Source organism: Salinivibrio proteolyticus (assembly GCF_001996165.1).
Taxonomy (GTDB): domain Bacteria; phylum Pseudomonadota; class Gammaproteobacteria; order Enterobacterales; family Vibrionaceae; genus Salinivibrio; species Salinivibrio proteolyticus.
Genome location: NZ_MUFP01000024.1, coordinates 1 through 15,637, shown reverse-complemented (window position 1 = coordinate 15,637; position 15,637 = coordinate 1). Strand labels below are relative to the sequence as shown.

Genomic DNA, 15,637 nt, shown 5'->3' with positions numbered 1-15,637 from the left:
TGTTCAATGCAGTTAAAGCCAATCGCCTCTTTTATTCTTACCTTTTTTGCTTTTCCTTCTCTCACGCTTGCCGCACCGGCAGAGGATGCGCCTGAAAACGATGCGCCGATCGATACCGTGGTGGTCAATGCCGATCGCTTTTCCGATGCGCTGATGATGCGCGAGGATTTGGATAAGGTTCGCGGGATCAGTAACGCGGATGTCTTTTCGGGAAACACCAGTATTCAGCTCAATAACATGCACAACGAAGCCGGTGCGATTGATCCCGGTATTCGTGGTTTGCAGGGGCATGGGCGGGTTGCGATGCTGATTGATGGCAGTTTGCAGTCGACGCATACCTCGCGTGGTTATCAGGGAGTGAGTGATCGTACCTATATTGATACCGACTTATTGTCGTCGCTGTCGGTGGATAAAGGTGCCACTATTGGGCGGTCGCCTTATGCCAGTGGTGCGATTGGCGGCACCATTACTGCTACCACACTCAATGCGACAGATATTGTTCGTGATGGCGAGGGCTTTGGTGCGGTGGTGAAGCTACGTGCCCACAATAACGCCCGTTCGCCGCGAGTGAGTGACGATGCCCAAGAGCAAATGCGTTATCGCTTGGCCGACCGCAGTGATCATCAAGGATTTGATAACGGGTCTGCAATGGTAGGGCTGGGTTATCAGAGTGATGGGCTTGGTGGTGTGCTGGCATTTAGCCATCGCAAAAAAGGCAACCACTTTGCCGGCAAAAAGGGTATTGAACGCTACGAAGAGCCCGTGATTGGTGCAGGCCAAGAGGTGGGTAATACCAGTTTTGAGAGTGATTCTTGGCTCGCCAAATTGGACAAAGAATTCGGCAATGGTCATCAGGCGGATATCAGCTATCGGCACCACCGCCAAGAGGCGGGCGAGGTGCTGATGGCCTACTGGTATACCTACGAGAAAGATGGCGACACCTTGATGCCACAGTGGGGGCTAGGAACCGCGGATGTGGATGCTTATAGTGCGAATTATCGCTATACGTCGCCGTCGCAAAGCTGGCTGAATCTGCATGCGAATGCGTGGCACACGTCCGCCAAGTTGAACCAATACAACGGGCTCTGGGCGAAAGGCAGTAATGCAGAGCAATATCTGCATGAGTATCAAAACGACCGTCATGGCGCGAGTATCGTCAACCGCAGTGAATGGTCGAGTGTGCCGGTGAGTGTGGATTATGGTGTGTCTTACACCAAAGAAACCCTTGAACCGCGTGGTGACACCGACAAGTTTTATACTACTGAACCGACTTCCCGCCACGGAAAACGCTCGGAGTGGAGCATATTTGCCAATAGTGAAATCGATCTCGCGCCGGTGACCGCAAAGCTTGGGGTGAACTGGCATGAGGCGCAATCGCTGGATAAGCAAACCCAGCAATCCCTACACTATCGCGGCGAATGGGACCTGATGGGTGAGTTGCATTATGACATCAACGCTTCGGCGTCTGTGTTTGCCAAACTCTCTCGCACAGCGCGGTTGCCGAGCTTGTATGAAGTGACCATTTCTAACGAGGTATTTAGCTACAACCCGTATAACCCGCTGGATCCTGAAGTGTCGTTTAACCAAGAGTACGGTGTTAGCTTAGATGGCCGAGCTTGGTTGCAGGAATTAGGACTGGCGCAAACACGTCGCGCCGCCATGACGGTGTCTTACTTTAATAACCATGTCAGTGATTTTATTTCGGGTGGTGTCCTCGATCGCACGCCGGGTATGCCGTCTTGGCGCAGCAATTTTACCTTCACCAATTATGATGAGCTGTCGCTGTCTGGCATTGAGCTGCAGGCACATTACGCGTACCAAGGCTTTTATAGCCACTTCTCTGCCACGTTTTACGATAGGGTGCTGGTGTGCTCGCAAGATCAAGCCGAACGTTCAGGCATGGACCGCTGTAACAGCTTAGGCTTTGCGTGGGGCACCACACCGACTCGTATTCCACCTGAGCGTAAATGGCACCTAAATATTGGCCATAAATGGTTGGATGATCGGCTCGATATTGGTACTACAGTGCGTTACCACAGCGGCAAGTCGAACCCTGCCGATTGGCTAACAGGCACCGGTGCCGCAAGTCCTGTGGTGGCAATCCCATCAGAATACTTGGTCGATATTTATAGCCACTACGACATCACGCCGGATGCCAGTGTCTTTATTACGGTCAATAATCTAACGGACCGTTACACCATTCAACCTGGCTCGGTGGTGAGCATGCCGGACCCGGGCCGCACCATTACCATCGGCACCCAGTGGTCGTTCTAAGGGTGATGCGTTAGCGCTGACTTGGCGTTGAGCAGGATGAACAGGCCTTTGCGGATTCCGTAACAGGCCTGTTTTTTGTTTTGCCAGTGTTCACTCTGTCGCCGGAGGCGGCGCCATACCATGATGCCGTGCCACCAAGGCGCAGAATAAATCATGTGCAGTCGATAAAATCGCATCCGGAAAGTCATAGTCCGGGTTGTGCAGCTGTGGGTGATGCTCTCCGCTGCCAATCCCAAACAACGCGCCGGGCCATCGGGCGAGAAATTCGGCCACATCTTCTGACCATCGCATCGGCTCGGTAAGTGCTTGAACTGACAACCCAAGAGTTTGAGCGGCGTCAACCACATGGGCGTGATGATCCGGATGGTTGTAGGCGGCGACAAAAGGCTCGTGCCATGCAATGGATACCTCTAGCCCCGCGTGCTGCGCGATTGCGTTAATCGTGGCAGTCAGGCTGGCTTTCATCGCGTGGAAGGTCGCGTTGTCATCGCTGCGTAGCGTAGCCATCACGGTGGCATCACCGGGCGAAACGCCAAAGGCGGGTTCACCCAACTGCGCGTGTACTAAGGTGACCAGACTAAAGGCTGGGTGATGTTGTTCCGGCAGTTGCATTAAGGCGGTCATAACCTCGGTCATGGCACTGGCTGGACTGATACCGCGTTCTGGATAAGCGGCATGGGAGGTTTTGCCACGAAGGTGTATCGCGACGCCGGTTGACGCGCAGGCAAAGGTGCCTGAACGCACTACGATGTGATGTTGAGCAAAGCCCGGCAGATTATGAAAGGCATAGACTTGATCTATCTCTTGCGTCGCTAAGCAGGGATCAGCACACATGCGTGCCGCTCCTTCACCGGTTTCTTCGGCAGGTTGAAAAACAAGGAGTACCTTGCCTCGCTGTGGCGGTTGTTGCGCGAGGGTGTGCGCCACCATTAACAAAGCGGTGGCGTGGCCATCGTGGCCGCATGCGTGCATGACGCCTTCATGGTTTGAGGCATAGGCACAGTGGGTGCGTTCATGGATGGGAAGCGCATCAAAATCGGCACGCAGTAAGGTGGTGGGGCCGGCTGCCTTGCCGGCAATCTCAACCACAATACCATGTCCACCAATCTCGGTGTGAGGCGTAAATCCGAAGGCGCGCAATTGGGCGGCAAGGGTGCGCGCACTTTGCACTTCGTGGTTGGACAGTTCAGGGTATTGGTGCAGGGTACGGCGCAGGCTCACGGGATCAAATAGAGTGGCCATCATCGACTCCAAAACAAGGATGGACCCTTATGCTAGATCGGGTGAGGACATCGCGTTGTGAACCCAAACGCAAAAAAGCCAGCAACGAGTGCTGGCTTTTGAATCAAGACGAGGCGAGGCTTACGCTTGGCCGTTGTCTTCTGCTTGTTTCGCTTGGATAGCGGTCAGTGCGACAGTGTAAACAATGTCGTCTACCAAGGCGCCGCGAGACAGGTCGTTGACTGGCTTACGCATGCCTTGCAGCATTGGACCAATTGAAACCAGCTCAGCAGAACGCTGTACCGCTTTGTACGTGGTGTTACCTGTGTTCAAGTCTGGGAAGACGAACACAGTGGCTTTACCCGCAACTGGGGAATCAGGCGCTTTTGATTTCGCGACATTTTCCATGATCGCAGCATCGTACTGAAGCGGGCCATCAATCACGAGATCAGGACGCTTCTCTTTCGCGATACGGGTGGCTTCGCGAACTTTGTCCACGTCAGCCCCTTTACCTGAACTACCGGTCGAGTAGGAGATCATCGCTACGCGAGGCTCAATGCCGAATGCCGCAGCAGAGTCTGCAGATTGAATAGCAATTTCAGCCAGTTGTTCCGCGTTTGGATCCGGGTTGATCGCACAGTCACCGTAAACCAGCACTTGCTCAGGTAGCAGCATAAAGAACACTGACGATACCAATGAGGCGTTCGGTGCAGTTTTGATGATCTGCAGCGGTGGACGGATGGTGTTGGCGGTGGTGTGAACCGCGCCAGAGACCAGACCTTGAACTTCGTTGGCTTCAAGCATCATGGTACCCAGTACCACGGTATCTTCGAGGTGTTCTTGCGCGATCACCTCTGTCATACCCTTGCTCTTACGCAGCTCAACCAAACGGGCAACGTATTTGTCGCGGACTTTGGCCGGATCGATAATTTCAACGCCAGCGCCCAGTGTCACGCCTTGCTGCTCAGCAACACGTTTGATTTCTTCTGGGTTACCCAGCAGCACACACTCCGCAATTTTACGCTCAGCACAAATCGCCGCTGCTTTAATGGTACGAGGCTCATCGCCTTCAGGCAGTACGATACGCTTCGCCGCTTGGCGAGCCAATTCGGTCAGCTGATAACGGAAAGCCGGTGGGCTTAGGCGACGCTCACGGTTAGAGCCTTCAGACAGAGACTCAATCCAGTTACCGTCAATGTGGCTCGCTACATAGTCGTTCACAAACTCAACACGCTCTTTGTCGTCAGCCGGTACTTCAAGGCTGAAGCTTTGCAGGTTGAGAGAGGTCTGCCATGTGTTGCCCGCGGTGGTGAATACTGGCAGGCCAGTTTCGAAAGCACGATCACACAGTGCTTTAAGCTGATCAGGGATAGCATAGCCGCCGGTCAGCAACAGGGCACCAATTTCCACGCCGTTCATCGCAGCCAAGCAAGCAGCGACAATCACGTCAGGACGGTCGGCAGAGGTCACCAGCAATGAGCCCGGGCGGAAGTGTTCAACCATGTTTGGAATTGAACGCGCACAGAAGGTGATGCTCTTGATACGGCGCGAGTGAATTTCACCTTCGTTGATGATGGTGGCATTCAAGTGTTTCGCCATATCGCTAGCACGGGTGGCAATCAGGTCGATTTTCCACGGCACGCAACCTAGCACACGAATTGGGCTAGAGTTGAAGATTTGCATAACTTCAACGTTGGTTGGGCGTGCAGCATCCGCATCATCAAAGATTTCGGATAGGTCTGGACGGGTACGGCCAGCATCGTCAACAGGCGCGTTAAGCTTGTTGATGATCACACCAGAGATGTTGCCGTTTTTGCTGCCACCAAAGTTGGTGCAAGCAAATTCAATGCGCTCTTTCAGCTGGGCCGGGTTGTCTGTGCCTGGGGTGGTCACAAACACGATTTCCGCGTCCAGCGTTTTAGCGATCTCGTAGTTGATTTGGTTAGCGAATGGGTGGTTACGTGTAGTGACCAGGCCTTCAACCAATGCTACTTCCGCGTCTTTTGTCGCACGAGTAAAGCGAGCCAGCACTTCTTCCAACAGGACATCTTCCTGATCAGAGCGCAGCAGGTTTTCTGCTTCGTGCATCGACATGGACTCGGCTACCTTCATGTCACTGTTAGCGTGAATGATTTCGGTAGTGAGGTCAGTCACATCAGTGTCGCTGCCGTGATGTGGCTGGGCAATAGGTTTAAAAAACGAGACGCGAACGCCCTTACGCTCCATCGCTCGCATTACGCCGAGGCTGACGCTTGTCAGACCGACACCCGAGCCGATTGGGATTAGCATAATAGTACGGGACACGTTGACTTCCTCTTACTATCTGATGAATGTGCCGGAAAGCCGGCACAAATACAAAAACGGCTGAGTGGAATCAGCCGTTGGAAAAGTGAGCCTTACAGGCCAGTCAGGCGCGCAGTATCTTGCGCAATCACCAACTCTTCGTTGGTAGAGATAACCATGGCTGGTACACGGCTGTTGTCAGTGGTGATCACACCTTCGCCGCCGAAGCGTGCTTTTAGGTTGCGCTCTTTGTCCACTTCCACACCCAGAAGACCAAGACGCTCAAGCACCAATTCACGGATTGGGCCAGAGTTCTCACCGATACCACCCGTGAAGACGATCGCGTCAAGACGGCCGTCTAGGCTAGCAGTGTAACCGGCAACATATTTCGCCAAACGGTGGCAGAATACGTTCATGGCACGGGTCGCTTCTTCTTTCTCACCGTAGTTGTCTTCAACAAAGCGGCAGTCAGAGGTCACTTCGGTCAAGCCTTGCAGGCCAGACTCTTTGGTCAGCATGGTGTTGATTTGCTCAACGCTGTAACCCAGTGCATCGTGCAGGTGGAAGATGATCGCAGGATCAAGATCACCTGAACGCGTACCCATCACCAAGCCTTCTAATGGGGTCATACCCATTGAGGTGTCAACGGATTTACCGTTTTTAATCGCACAAACAGACGCGCCGTTACCAAGGTGACAGTTGATGATGTTCACTTCTTCTACTGGCTTGCCAAGCTGCTCAGCGGCCGCGTTAGCAATAAAGAAGTGAGAGGTGCCATGCATACCGTAGCGACGGATACCGTGCTCTTTGTAGAGCTTGTATGGCAGCGCGTAAAGGTAAGACTCTTCTGGCATGGTTTGGTGATACGCAGTATCGAACACGGCCACGTTTTTCAGCGCAGGGAAGGCTTTCTTCGCTGCTTCAATGCCCACGATGTGTGCTGGGTTGTGCAGCGGTGCGAAGCTTGCTGCATCTTGGATCCCTTTTAGCACTTCATCCGTAATCAAGGCTGATTGGGTGAATTGCTCGCCACCATGTACTACACGGTGACCAATCGCGCCCAGGTTCTCGGCAAGCTCAGGTTTTGAGGCGAGAATGGTGTCAACAATAAAGGTCAGGGCTTCGGTATGGGCCGCGCCAGCGCCCAATTGGGCTTCGTGTTTACCGTCCATTTTCCACTTAATGCGGGCTTCTGGAAGGTTAAGACATTCGGCAAGACCGGTAAGATGCTCTTCACCAGATTGTGCATCGACAATCGCGAACTTCAAAGAGGAGCTTCCGCAGTTGAGTACGAGAACCAGCTTTGACATGTATGACTACCTATTTTGTCGTGAGAAGTAGAGTGTGTAACTGAAAAGGATAGTGGACAAACTGAGACACTACCTTTTCAAGAAAGAATTATCTCATGCTTTGTCGCGGGGAAAGGATGCATCTTATCCGTCCTGGATAGGCATTCGCTCCATTGAGCACAACCGGATTAGGTTGCGAGACAATCAAATCCGAGCAACAATGATAAAGTGCGCTAAGGATAGCGGGACTTGATACAGATAACAAAAATTTTTTGAGTAATACTGGCTATTTTTGAAAGTTTTTGAACATTTTGTTTAGTTTTTATTGTAAAAGTTTAGTGACAGCCATCGCGGTCACGCTAAGCAAGTGAGGTAGGTATGGCAACGAACAAGTCAATCTGGCGCTGCCTGCAAGACGGCCAAAAGTATATGAAAGAGTGGCCGATGCGTAAGGAGCTCACCCCGGTATTCCCAGAAAACCGGGTGATTAAAACCACGCGTTTTGCGATGAAAGTAATGCCTGCCGTTGCTGCCATCAGCGTGTTGTTGCAAATGGCGACCTATAACTACCAAGGGATGCCGCAAGCCATGATTGTGGCGTTGTTTGCGCTGAGTTTGCCGCTGCAAGGGCTTTGGTGGTTGGGTAAGCGTCGTGATACGCCACTGCCGCCGGCGTTAGCGGGCTGGTACCGCGAATTGCATCAGAAGATCACCAGCCAAGGCCATGCCATGCAACCGTTGAAAAGCCAACCCCGCTATAAAGAGTTGGCCCAAGCGTTAAGTCGCGCGTTTAAAGTAGACCGTGCCGCGTTGGAGCGTTGGTTCTAGCCGCTCACCCTTTTTGATATTGAGAATACGAAAACGCCGACCCGCAGGTCGGCGTTTTTTATGGGAGCTTTTTAGTAGCTAGGCGTTTTGCAGCACAAAGGCTTTTTGCGTACAGCCAGCGCTGACCAATAGCTAGCCTAAGGGGGTCAACAGCGTGAGGACGCGTTACTCACACACCGAGGAAGAGGTACCTTTCATAGCGCTAACGGCCTCACGCATTTCATCCATTGAGCGCCAACGTGCAGGAAGAGGCTGCACCTTCAAGCGGAGGTCTGGGGCGTTATCGGCAAGCGGCGCCTCATCACTGACGGGGGTGATTAATGCGATACGCAGCTTGTTGTTGCGCTGACGAATTTGTTGTGCGGTGCCAAGCCCTTCGGCAATGTGAAAGCGGCCAGCCACATGGACAATTTGTGTCTCAGGATGCGTTTGGTGATAGCGCACCATGCTCTCGGCCATGGTGGCATCCCAAGCTAATTGGGCCGCGTATTGCGATTCGGTTTGACTCGGGGTGCCGTGGTGCATATTGGCTTTAAAAACCGATTTGTACGCTGAGTCACGGGTGTCGATGGTGTCTGCAAACCATGCACGTTGCGCCGCAGGAAGTGTTTCGAGATAACTCAGCCCTTGTCGACCAATGCAGCTCACCATGCGTTTGGGGGCGTTGGCGGCAAGCACGTCGATATTATGCTGTTTGGCAAATTCAATCAGTGGACGGTAGCTGCCATCATAGTTATCCCATGCGTTGGCCTCGCGTTTAAAGCTATCTTCGCCCAGCTCGTCAGCCAGATAGCGGTTGAGCACAGGCTGGGCATCGCGGCTAAATTGTTCCATGGACAACGCAACAGCATGACGCTCGGACAAGGCTTGCAACAGCTCTGTTTGAAAGCGGTGTACCCCGGGATGACCATGCCATTCACCGATTAAAACGATATCCGCATCATCCACGTGTTTGGCGACCTCTGCTAAGGTCAGTGCTTCGCCGTCGGAGGTACTGACTTGATAATCAAATAGGGTGTTAAGCGCTTGTGGGGCGGCGCTGGCTGTTGATGCCAGACAAGCCAAGCTAGCGGCTAACAGCCAACGACGCGCTTTTGTAGCAAACGTTCGATTCATGGCTTGGGGGTCTCCTCTGAGTGGCTGTCCGTACCTTGGTGACGATAGACGCGCAATGTAAAGTCTGCTTCGCACTCGAAGGCGTCGCTGTTCGCTAAGGTGTCACGCCACGCGTCGCTGGCTCGCCACGCAAACGGTGTCATTTGCAGTAAGGTGAGTGCTTGCTCACCGGCGAGCGTCATGGTGTAGTGCAGGGATTGTTCCTTCTCAAGCACAAAGTTGGGAAGCGTTTCTGGCGGTGTTTCATGTAACCGCACATCCTGATAAATCCCCGCTTTGAGTTGATAAAGATGACGAGGGCCGGGGGTGACGGTGACCACCACACCTTGCGGTTTTACCGCGCGGTCGAGCTCTTCGCCATTACAGGGCGCATAAATACGGACGACGCCATCGAGGCTGTTGTCGTGAAAGGGCAGTCGCTGTGAGGAGGCCACTGAAAACTGACACTGTGGATACCATTTGGCGGCATAACGGACCGCCACCTTGGCGATATCAAGGCCGTGTACGGACCAGTGTTTGTCCGCAGTTTGGTCGGCAATCGCGTGGGTGTAGTAGCCTTCGCCGCAGCCTACGTCCAAGATAGCCTTGTGCTCGCCATCCAGCGCTTGGGTTAGCGCATCAATCATCGCTTGGCGCATCGGCGCATAATGCCCTGCATTAAGAAAGGCGCGACGCGCTTGCGTCATGGCTTTGTTGTCACCCGGATCTTTGGAGCGTTTAAATTGAACCGGCAGTAGGTTCAGGTAGCCTTCTTTGGCTTGATCAAATTGGTGGTTGGCGTCGCAGTGAACACCACGCGCGTTAGTGTGCAAGGTTTGTTGGCACAGTGGGCATCGATAAATCATGGTTGGTCAGAATCTTGGCTTTGATGCGCTTTAGGGTACGGCGTTGTTAACGGTTCGACAAGCCAGATAAGCCAACCAAGAGGGTAATCCATCAAAAAGCCGCCCAATCAGGCGGCTTGATGCTGAGGTTCAGCGGCGAGACATTACGCGTTGAGAATACGCTCAATCTCGGTCAGGCTTAGGTGGAATTGGCGCGGGCAGTGACGCCAAATTTCGAGCATTCGGCGGTATTTTTCCAGCATGGGCATCTGGCTATTAAATCGATGCTCGCCTTGATCGAACTGGGTGTATAGCCCTTCGGTATCAACCAAGAAGCGCACGTAGTGCACTAACGCGCCTTCCGTAGCGGCATCAAAGCCCCAGAATTGGACGCGGCGTGGTGACAACGCGGCTTGGCTGGCGTCATCCAATAGGTTGTAAGAGGCCTGCATTGCGTGGTGCATTTCCATAATATCAATCACTTCGCGACACTGGGTTTCACACAGTGCTTCAAATTGACTGATCACCTCTGCCATTTGTAATGCGTAGCCGCGCTCGATAATGGTCTGCAAACGGCGATATTTTTCACTGTTTGAGGGATCGAGGTGGCACATCAATTGGTATTGGTTAGATAAAATAAGACGTTGAGCAGGGGTCATATCCATCGCGGTTGGCCTCTTCACTAATAAAGGTAAAATAGCGTCTATCAAAGATGACAAACAATAAGAGAAGATTATCAGTTGCGCGATGGGCAAATCTTGATCTGGACCATGTCCGTAGCACGTTTTTCACCCGCTCATGTGCAATTGTTGATTTTGCCTTTAGTAAGGATGCGATATGAGTGATTTAGCCGCGCTAAGTGGCTGGCAATGGCTGGGTTGGATTGTGTTTGTGGCGGTGCTTTATGTCACTTACCCACGGGAGTTTTTCCCTAAACTCCGTCAGGAAGTTGGCTACCAGCATTTGGCGTTTTCGTCCGCGGTTGTACTGTTTGTGCTTTGGGCCTTGCAAGCAGGGATCAARGAAGGGCTCGATATCCACTTTTTAGGTGTCACGACACTGGCTCTATGCCACGGCTGGCGAATCGCCATTTGGATTACCACGGTGCCTTTGACGCTTATGGCGGTGTTTGGGTTTGTGCCTCTTGGCGATATTGGTATGACGGCCTTGACCACAGCCGTGCTCCCCATTCTGTTTAGCTATGCCATTTTTGCGCTGAGTTACCATTACTTAACGCGCCATTTATTTATCTACATTTTTATTGCCGCCTTTTTGGGCGCTGCGCTGACCATTGTGTTTCAGCTGTCGGTGAGTTCGCTATGGTATTGGGCGGCGGACCGTTATAGCTGGCAAGAAATTGTGCACAATTATCTGCAAATTGCGTTGCTGATGTGGTTCCCTGAAGCGCTACTAAATGGGATGGCGGTGACCGTGATGGCGGTGTATCGGCCGCATTGGTTACGCACCTTTTATGATCGCGAGTATTTATCGCCTGAGCGATAAAAAAGACGTGACACCTGCTGACAAAGTCGTTAAAAAAGCGGGCAGGTGTTACGTTTATCCCTCTGACTTTATGGCGTTTTTATCTATAGGCGCCCGTGAATCCTTCCATCAAATTTTTTTATCATCAGCAAAGAAATTACTCGCTTTACCTTGGCGAAAAGCGGCGTCATAGTGCGCGCGTCTCGGCCCGTTCGTGCCTGATTTCTCCAATATAATGAGCGTACTTAAATGAACAAGACTTCCTCTGTGTCTCATGGTGGTTGCGTGACTCCGTCGGCTTTCCCTTGGGTGCCGTTGGTGAGTTTAACCGGCTTTGCGATTGCCAGTGGCTATTTGATGAGCTTGATTCCGCTTGCCCTTGCACCTTTGGGGTTGGCGCCGCATCTGGCCGCATGGCTAGCCAGTGCGTTTTACGCCGGTTTGTTATTGGGTGCGACGTTCAGTGCACGTATTGTTGCTATGTTGGGGCATCGCCGTGCGCTGGTGATGTTTTTGGGTATTGTGCTGCTCTCTATTACCGCCATGGCGGCGATTAAAGGGCAAGGTGTCTGGTTACTTGCGCGCTTTGTGGCGGGCGTTGCCATTGCCGGTGTCTTTGTGGTGGTTGAGTCTTGGTTGCTGATGGCCGACTCTGATCGCCAGCGTGCGAAGCGATTAGGTTTTTACATGGCGGCCTTGTACGGCGGTAATGCCTTGGGACAGCTCGGCGTAGGTTATGTCGGTGTGACCGGCAATCAGCCTTATTGGCTCATTGGTGGACTGATCACGCTTGCGATCATGGTGCCTTTGTTTGCACGTCATGGCGAACCTCGCCGTGAGGAAGGACATAGTGCACGTTTAGGATCGCTCAAATCTTTGCGTAAAGCGGCCTATATTGGTTGCTTGGTGTCTGGGCTGACGCTCGGTGCCGTTTATGGCTTATTGCCATTGTATTTGGCTGAGCGAGTCAGTGATCATCAACAAGTGGGTGCGATGATGGCGCTCGTGATTGTCGGCGGAATGGCCGTACAGCCCGTTATTGGTCTCGCATCGGCAAGAATGAGTAAAGTGCTGCTGATGACATGGCTATGTGTGATTGGCACCGGGGCTGTCGCCTTAATTGCTTTTGCGGGTAGCCAATGGCAAATGGGCATCGGATTAGTCGTGTTGGGTGCCGCTGTGTTTGCAATTTATCCTGTGGCGATTACCTATGCCTGTGTCGGGCTGCCAGCTGAGAAAATCGTGGCGGCAACCGAAGTATTGCTGCTCGCGTACAGCGTCGGCTCCGTATCAGGCCCGTTGCTGGCAGATAATGCATTTTCTGGCCCTAATGGCTTGATGACTTATTTGGCCATTTGCTTGTTAAGTACGGCGGTTTATATGTTGGTGATGTATGTGAAAGAGCGTCGTCAAATGCCCGACCTCAGTGCGGCCTGACATCGTTCAGAACAGATAAGGCAACAAACGATAAAGCAAACGCCCCAGTCATTGGCTGGGGCGTTGTTGTATGAGGCTTAGCGTCTCTGTGTGTTACGCGGTGACAAGCCCCTCTTTGGCGTCGGCTGGCAAGATATCCATGGCATTGCCATACAAGGGGGCTAGCGCTCGGACCACATCGGCTCGAGTAATCACACCAACTAGCTGATTATCGCGCATCACTGGATAGATGTAAGGACGCGAGACCGTCTGTGTTTTCGCACGCTCTAGCGCGGATTGATTGGTAAAGTGGGTGGCGATCCCGGTATCGCTGACCGGATAAACCACTTTGTTATCAATGCTCATATATTGCGCCAGTTCGATCACCGATTGATCGGCGTCCACGGTTTGTACTTCAGTGCGCATCAGGGATTCTACTTTTGCATCCATATCCGGCTGGTAATCGTTCCACCACAGGTCGACCAGAACATCTTGTACCGAGAAAAAGCCCACCAGATCACCATCATCGTCGAGAACTGGAGCGCCGGATAGTTGGTATTGGTTGAGCTTTTCTAATGCATCGGCGACATACTGGCGTGCGCTCAATGCACACTGAGCGGGTTTCATGTGTTTTTCGATGGTTAATGTTTCTTGGGTCATAATCGCACTCTCAGAATAGGAAGCCGAAGGCAGAGCGAGTGAAGCAATCTGCGCTGTTTTCTTTTCTCTTTCAGGGTTAATAATTAGCCAGTACCCCATGCCGACCAGTCCTGCGCCCCCAAGGATATTGCCAAGGGTGACAGGGATCAGATTGGCGCTGATAAATCGGGCCAAGTTTAAATCGCTAAATGCCTCTGGGCTGGCTCCCACCGCTTGCCAAAAACTGTCAGGGGCAAAGGTGGCAATACTCATGCCCAGTGGCACCATAAACATGTTGGCGACACTGTGCTCAAAGCCGGTACTGACAAACATGGCTACGGGCAAGATCACCATTACCGCTTTAGTAAGTGGGTTTTGCGAGGTAAACGTCATCCAAATCGCAAGACAAACCAGTAAGTTACAAAGCACACCCAGTGCAAAGGCTTGGATCCAAGTGTGATGGAGCTTGTGTTGGGCAACGTGCAGCGCGTTGAGTCCCCATTGGCCGTCATCAAGCTGATATAACCCCGCGGTCATCACGATCAACACCAGCAATAAGGCGCCGAGTAAGTTGCCGAGATAGACTCTCGCCCAGGTATGCAGTAAGCCTGCGGTTGAGATCTTGCCGTTGGCACGCGCCAGCATGGAGAGCACGGTACTGGTAAACAATTCCGCGCCGCCCAGTACCACCAGAATCAAGCCCATGCTGAATGCTAATCCGCCCAGCAAGCGGGTGATCCCCCAGCCAGCGTTGCTGCCAGTGGTAACCGTGAGATAAAACACAAATGCTAACCCGATAAACAAGCCGGCCATCATGGCAAGCCCAATCGCCATCCGGGTAGATTTGCGGGTTTTGCTCACCGCATACTCTTCAGCTTGGGCGAGTAACGCCGCTGGCCCTTCGGGCTTTTTGATTTGAGTTGCACTCACCATTGGCTGTCTCCTCTGGCGGCACACTCTGCCCGAGGGCTAAGACATATCAACATACAGGTTGTACTCCTTTTTAGACGGATTGTGAATACATCCAGACTAAGCGGCGCGATATAAGGAGTAAAATTGATATTGCTTAGGGTAATAATCACAAAAGTTGATAGTGTGGTGTCATTGAAATCAGGCATCGTAGAAGGGTAAAAAACATGCGCTACTCACTGAAGCAATTAGCCGTTTTTGAAGCGGTTGCAGCCAGTGGCAGTGTGAGTCGAGCCGCCGACCAATTGGCACTGACGCAATCGGCAACCAGTATGGCCTTGTCACAATTGGAAAAATTATTGGGTCGGCCGCTGTTTGAACGGCAGGGAAAGCAAATGCAGCTGACCTACTGGGGAGCGTGGCTACGTCCGAAGGCGCGTCAGTTATTGTTTGATGCGCAGCAAATTGAAGCAGGATTTGACGGCCAGCATGTGGTCAGTGGCGATATTGCCTTAATTGCCAGTCAAACGGCGGCCGAGCATCTTATTCCTGACCTTATCAGTATTATTGATAGTGACTTTCCAGAGCTTAGAATCGACTTTACGGTGAAAAACACCCAGAAAGTGATCGACAGTGTGCGCCAGTATCAACATGATTTGGGGATCATCGAGGGGCGTTGCGACGACAGCCGCTTAAAGCAACAAGTTTGGTGCCATGATCATCTTGTCGTGGTTGCGGCAAAGCATCATCCTTATGCGCAGCTTGACCACGTTAGCTTGGCGCAACTCGAGCAGGCGCAATGGGTATTGCGTGAACCCGGCGCAGGAACGCGGCACAGCTTTGATAGTGCGATTCACGGTGTGATTGAAGATCTGGATGTGCGCCGCGAGTATGAGCAAGTGCCTGTGCTGAGAACCTTGGTCGCAAACTCGAGTTATCTCAGCTGTTTACCGTACTTGGACGTAGAAAAATGGATTGAGCGCGACGAGTTGGTGGCTTTGAATGTCCCTGAGCTGAATATGCGGCGGACGCTTTCGTTTATTTGGCGCGCGGATGCGGCAGCGAACCCGTTACGCGACTGTATTATTCGCGAAGCAACACGGATGACCAAAGCGCGTCGCCGTGATATGTAGTACAAAAAAGCCGGCCCAAAATGGCTAATGCATGTGAATTAAGCTGAGTTGCGTCTTTTAGAAGGCCTAGTCGCATAGCGATTGGGCCTTTTCTTTACTGCTCTTGGGTATGTCCTCTCTCGCCTCTCTGGAAGTACAAAGCTCTCTGCCATGTCGAGGATATATCGGAGCACTTCTGGGTACCTTCCAGGTGCGACAGCCGGGAGCACCTGCAACTGACTCA

Annotated in this window: 12 protein-coding genes and 1 pseudogene; 5 read left to right on the top strand and 8 right to left on the bottom strand. The window is 52.4% G+C overall.

Going from position 1 to position 15,637, the window contains the following annotated elements:
* The first annotated feature begins 6 nt into the window (after positions 1-6).
* On the top strand, positions 7-2,274 hold the full coding sequence (locus tag BZJ19_RS15010) for a TonB-dependent receptor plug domain-containing protein (protein ID WP_077676230.1): 2,268 nt from the start codon (positions 7-9) through the stop codon (positions 2,272-2,274).
* A gap of 90 nt (positions 2,275-2,364) precedes the next feature.
* On the opposite strand, the gene BZJ19_RS15005 is transcribed toward BZJ19_RS15010, so the two are convergent.
* The 3 genes from BZJ19_RS15005 to BZJ19_RS14995 form a co-directional block, all read right to left on the bottom strand.
* A complete protein-coding gene (locus tag BZJ19_RS15005; protein ID WP_077676229.1) occupies positions 2,365-3,519 on the bottom strand; it encodes an amidohydrolase in 1,155 nt (384 codons plus the stop codon).
* Between the two features lie 117 nt (positions 3,520-3,636).
* Entirely contained in the window at positions 3,637-5,784 is a 2,148-nt protein-coding gene (gene pta / locus BZJ19_RS15000; RefSeq protein WP_077479046.1) for a phosphate acetyltransferase, read from the bottom strand.
* Between the two features lie 107 nt (positions 5,785-5,891).
* Positions 5,892-7,088, bottom strand: a complete 1,197-nt coding sequence (locus BZJ19_RS14995; RefSeq protein WP_069589341.1) for an acetate kinase — start codon at positions 7,086-7,088, stop codon at positions 5,892-5,894.
* A gap of 357 nt (positions 7,089-7,445) precedes the next feature.
* Here BZJ19_RS14995 and yfbV point away from each other — a divergent pair, with 357 nt between their 5' ends.
* Positions 7,446-7,895: a terminus macrodomain insulation protein YfbV gene (yfbV, locus tag BZJ19_RS14990; protein ID WP_069589343.1), complete on the top strand. Its 450-nt coding sequence runs from the start codon at positions 7,446-7,448 to the stop codon at positions 7,893-7,895.
* A 165-nt stretch (positions 7,896-8,060) separates the two neighbouring features.
* Here yfbV and BZJ19_RS14985 read toward each other — a convergent pair whose 3' ends face one another.
* The 3 genes from BZJ19_RS14985 to BZJ19_RS14975 all read right to left on the bottom strand — a co-directional run bounded on the left by BZJ19_RS14985 (position 8,061) and on the right by BZJ19_RS14975 (position 10,500).
* Positions 8,061-9,011, bottom strand: a complete 951-nt coding sequence (locus BZJ19_RS14985; protein ID WP_077676228.1) for a ChaN family lipoprotein — start codon at positions 9,009-9,011, stop codon at positions 8,061-8,063.
* Complete coding sequence (gene rlmA / locus BZJ19_RS14980) at positions 9,008-9,856, bottom strand: 23S rRNA (guanine(745)-N(1))-methyltransferase (protein WP_077456176.1); 849 nt, start codon at positions 9,854-9,856, stop codon at positions 9,008-9,010. The genes BZJ19_RS14985 and rlmA overlap by 4 nt, the downstream gene beginning before the upstream one ends.
* 143 nt (positions 9,857-9,999) lie before the next feature.
* Positions 10,000-10,500, bottom strand: a complete 501-nt coding sequence (locus BZJ19_RS14975) for a YfbU family protein (protein WP_069589346.1) — start codon at positions 10,498-10,500, stop codon at positions 10,000-10,002.
* 172 nt (positions 10,501-10,672) lie between these two features.
* Here BZJ19_RS14975 and BZJ19_RS14970 point away from each other — a divergent pair, with 172 nt between their 5' ends.
* Both BZJ19_RS14970 and BZJ19_RS14965 read left to right on the top strand, forming a co-directional pair.
* A complete protein-coding gene (locus BZJ19_RS14970) occupies positions 10,673-11,338 on the top strand; it encodes an energy-coupling factor ABC transporter permease (RefSeq protein WP_069589348.1) in 666 nt (221 codons plus the stop codon).
* A gap of 228 nt (positions 11,339-11,566) precedes the next feature.
* The gene (locus BZJ19_RS14965; RefSeq protein ID WP_077676227.1) at positions 11,567-12,754 is read left to right on the top strand and encodes an MFS transporter; all 1,188 of its coding nucleotides are present in this window, start codon (positions 11,567-11,569) and stop codon (positions 12,752-12,754) included.
* Between the two features lie 93 nt (positions 12,755-12,847).
* Here BZJ19_RS14965 and focA read toward each other — a convergent pair whose 3' ends face one another.
* Positions 12,848-14,305 (bottom strand): formate transporter FocA, encoded by a 1,458-nt coding sequence (gene focA / locus BZJ19_RS14960; protein WP_077676226.1) that lies wholly within the window; start codon positions 14,303-14,305, stop codon positions 12,848-12,850.
* Positions 14,306-14,508: 203 nt separating this feature from the next.
* On the opposite strand from focA, the gene BZJ19_RS14955 reads away from it, so the two are divergent.
* Positions 14,509-15,414 carry a LysR substrate-binding domain-containing protein gene (locus tag BZJ19_RS14955; protein WP_069589352.1) on the top strand — a complete coding sequence of 302 codons (906 nt, stop codon included), beginning with the start codon at positions 14,509-14,511 and terminating at the stop codon, positions 15,412-15,414.
* A 38-nt stretch (positions 15,415-15,452) separates the two neighbouring features.
* Here BZJ19_RS14955 and BZJ19_RS14950 read toward each other — a convergent pair.
* Positions 15,453-15,637, bottom strand: a pseudogene (locus BZJ19_RS14950) (IS4 family transposase); the annotation flags it as partial.